At 68.0% G+C, this 3,909-nt stretch carries 1 protein-coding gene; it reads left to right on the top strand.

Annotation, left to right across the window (positions count from 1 at the left end; genetic code table 11):
• Positions 1–322 precede the first annotated feature (322 nt).
• Positions 323–3,769 carry an AAA domain-containing protein gene (locus ACIRPK_RS36735; RefSeq protein WP_403047273.1) on the top strand — a complete coding sequence of 1,149 codons (3,447 nt, stop codon included), beginning with the start codon at positions 323–325 and terminating at the stop codon, positions 3,767–3,769.
• Positions 3,770–3,909 lie beyond the last annotated feature (140 nt).

Below are 3,909 nucleotides of genomic sequence, written 5' to 3'. Positions count from 1 at the left end.
AACGGGGCTATCCAGGACGGCTCCGACGCCGTGATCACACCAGCCACGGACAAGATCATCTCACCTGTGGCCAGCAGTTACGGGACAACCCCTAGCTCTCGCTGATTCAAATCATCCGCTGCTGAAGAGCCGACCGCATCAGAGAGGCACAACCCCTAGGGCTGGGAGCCGGCAAGGTCTCCTGCGGACCTGCCGGTCGGCGTACCGGCGCGTGGCGACTTGTGTAACAGATGCATACAGGGAGTGATCGGCGTGGGATAGTTGCTCGGCAGCGGCGTTGTTGTGTCCAGGTGGGCCAGGTGGGGGAACGTTGGCGCAGTGGATGGAGCAGCTGGTCCAGGCAGTGGACGAGGTGCTGGCCGGTGAGGGCCGCAGAGGCGGTCATGCGGAATCTCCGAGGCACACGCGGGTCGGAGACGTGCACTACTTGGAGGACGGCTGGTACGGGTTGCCCACTTACGCCAGCCGGATCGACCCTGATGATCTCCAGGACATGCGGTTGGCGACTGGGGCCGGCCCCGATGATCGGCAAGGTCGGTCGTTCACCGTCCTCGGCTGGCGGGTCGAGTCGGAGCGGGTCCGCCTTCAGGTGGCGGCCCACGCGCCCCGGAACGGATTGGCGCTGTGGGCAGTGCGGCGCCCGCCCGATTTCCTGCTTCGCTCACTGCGCGAAGCGCTGGCGGCTTTGCCGGACACCGGACTTACGGAGCAGCTGATCAGTGGCCGGATCGACGCGGTCGCACCATCGGATGCCTCGGCCTGCGGTGGTGTCCTGAAGGGCGGCCAGGCGCAGGCGTACCTTGCCTGCACCTCGCCGGGCGTGCGGTTGGTCTGGGGGCCGCCCGGTACCGGGAAGACGACCGTGCTGACCAGGGCGCTGAGTGACCTGGCCTTGCGGGGCAAGCGGGTCCTGCTGGTCTCTGGCACCAATGTGGCGGTGGACAACGCATTGGAGGGGGTGCTCAAGGAGCGCTCTTCGCTGCAACCCGGTCTGATGGTTCGGGTCGGCTCTCCCGCGCTCCGCCACGTGGCCGAGGACCCGCGGGTATCGCTGCCCCTGCTGGTACGGGCGAAGGTGGCGGAGGCCGAGCAGGCAGTGGAAGGCGTCGCCGAGCAACTCTCCGCCGTGGCAAGCGAACCGGTACTGACCGAACTGCGTGAGACGGAGGCCCGACTCGCGGGGTTCGATCCCGACACGTACGAGCAGGCCAAGGAACGCCTTGCCCGCGGCCGCCTCGTGGAGCGTCTCGCGATCGAACTGGAAGCGGGCGAAGCAGGCGAGGACGACGCCAGGGCCCGGAGCGAGCAGGCCGCCATCGAGCACGGGGAAGCGCTGGGGCGCTGGGAAAGTTGGGCACCTCAGCGGTCCCTGCTGGAGCAGGTGGCGCAGTGGCGGGCCGAGATCGGGAAGGGTGAGCAGAGTCAGCAGCAGTTGAGGGCAGCCCTGCTCGACGCCGAGGCCGCTCTGGCCGCTCTGGACACGGAGGAACGCGAACTCGACGGGCGGAGCCGTCTGCGGACCAGACGGCGGCGTGGCGAGATCCAGCACGAACGAGCTGAGCAGAGCCGGCGCCGCGATGCCCTCCAACAGCAGGTCGCCCAGGCCGCCGAGACCTACTCCGCCCACCACGAGGTATTGCGCCAGCACATCACCCATGCACGGGCGGCGGCCCATCCCGTCGATGACACCGCGCTGCGCCTGCAACTGGCGCTGATCGATTCGACTGCTGCCGACCAGGCCAAGGTGGACCAGGACCTCGCCCTCGCCCGGCAGACGGCACAGACCGCCGGACACCGGCTGCGTGCGGCCCAGCAGGATCACCACCCTCAGCCCAGGGACGCCGATCTGGTGGCCACCTCCGACAACGCCGGCCTTCCCCAGTTGGCTGTCCGACTTCGGGATCTGCAGGCCTCCTGCGCTGGACTGCTGGCCAGGCAAGGCAAGTTGGAGCGCGAACACGAGCGGCTCGTGCGGGAGCTGGCGCGCCGACGCTCCCAGGCCGAGCCCGAGCTGATCCGCGGGGCGCGTGTGGTAGCCACCACACTCGCCCGGCTGCGGCTCAACCGGACCGTGGCCGAAGGGCCTTATGACGTCGTCCTGGTCGACGAGGCCGGGGCCGCGCTGCTGCCCGAACTAATCGTCGCGGTCGCCAAGGCCAAGGAGACCGTCGTCCTGTTCGGCGACTTCTGCCAGCTCGGCCCGGTCATGCCCAAGCGCCCGCCAAAGCAGCCGGAGCTGGAGCGGTGGATCCGCACGGACTGCTTCGAGCTGGTGGGCATCCGAACACCCGCCGACGCGCTGGCGCACCCCGGATGCGCCACGCTGCTCACCACACACCGGTTCGGACCGGATACCACCGATCTGGTTAACCGGATCGTCTACGGCGGCATGCTCAGGTCGGCCCGCCCGCTGCGGAACCGTGCCCTCGACCCGGAGATCATCCTGGTCACGACCGACGGGCTCGGCGAGGGAGACGACGGAATCGCGAGCGCACGGCGGGTACCGGGCGGAACGGGCCGCTGGTGGGTGGCTGGCAGTCTGCTGGCGACCGCGCTGGCCGAGCGTCACCACGAAGACGGCGAGAGCGTCGGCATCGTCACGCCGTACAAGGTGCAAGCCCAGGTGACGCACGATTGGCTCCACGACCAGGGTCGCCTCTTCCGTACCCCTGCTGTGGAGGTGGGTACGGCGCACAGCTTTCAGGGCCGGGAGTTCGATGTGGTCATCCTGGACCTGGTGGAGGACGGCGTGCTATCGGGATGGACCGCCGCTGGCGACTTCAAGGACGCGCGCGCCTACGCCAAGGACGGGGCCAGACTCTTCAACGTGGGTGCGACGCGGGCCCGCCAGCGTGTCTATGTGATCGCTGCCTGGGATGCCCTGGCCAGGGCGGCGAACGGAACGGTACTGGCCCAGCTGCGGAACATGGCGAGAGCGGAGCCCGAGGCATTGGTGCGCGGCGTTCGCTCCGGTCAGCTCCTCGGCCTGCCCGCCACCGACTCACCAGGGCTGAACCCGTTGCAGCAGGAGATATGGCAGGCCTTCGAAGGCCACGTCCGGTATACCGCCATCCACGACGAGGACACCTACTACCCCGACGCCCTCGACGCCATCGACCAAGCCCGTCACAGCATCTGGCTCTGGTCCCCCTGGTACACCAAGCGGATGTGGGAGGTGCTCCCGCGCCTTCACGGCGCGCGCAGCCGGGGTGTTCGGATCCACCTCTTCGTCACCAACGAGAGCGACAGCTTGCTGCAGGGCCAGCTGACAAAGCCAGCCACCGCAGCCGACGCTGCCCGCCGACTGCCTGAACTCAAGGCGGTAGCGGACACTGTGGTGGAGATCAAGGACATGCACCAGAAGATCCTGGTGATCGACGAGCAACTCTGCTTCCTCGGCAGCCTCAACACCCTGTCCCACGCGCCCGGCGGTCAGGGCCGGCGCGAGATCATGGTCCCGTTCCGGGGACGCCGCTTCGCCCGCCACATCCTCGACCACGAGAACGCTGAGCTTCTCCTCCACCCGCCTGTCTGCCCCGACCACGGAGGCCAAGCTGAGCTGCGCAAGTACACGATCCCGTCCAAGCAGCGCCCGGCAAGGTCCCCGCACACGACCAACTACCCGGCCCAGCGCTACTTCGTCTGGGCCTGTCCAACACGCATCGCCGTCGTCAAACCCGACGGCACCGCGGGCGCGGTGGGCTGTGACAGACGGAAGGCTCTGCGCCCGGAGGAAGCTAGATACCTGGGAAAGCAGCCATCGACGTAGGCGTCAAATTCCTGCTCGCCTTCCGGCGGGCTTCGGTCCAGGTCTGCTGAACCGCCCCGGGTTCGATAGAGATCTCAGATTATGGTTGTGACCTGCGGTTTTGTGGTGGTGAGGTAGTAGGTTTTCTCGTACTCGACGGG

The sequence above is a fragment of the Kitasatospora sp. NPDC101801 genome, assembly GCF_044766665.1.
GTDB lineage: Bacteria > Actinomycetota > Actinomycetes > Streptomycetales > Streptomycetaceae > Kitasatospora.
Note: the sequence above shows the minus strand (reverse complement) of the source record. Positions and strands in the feature narration are given on the sequence as shown.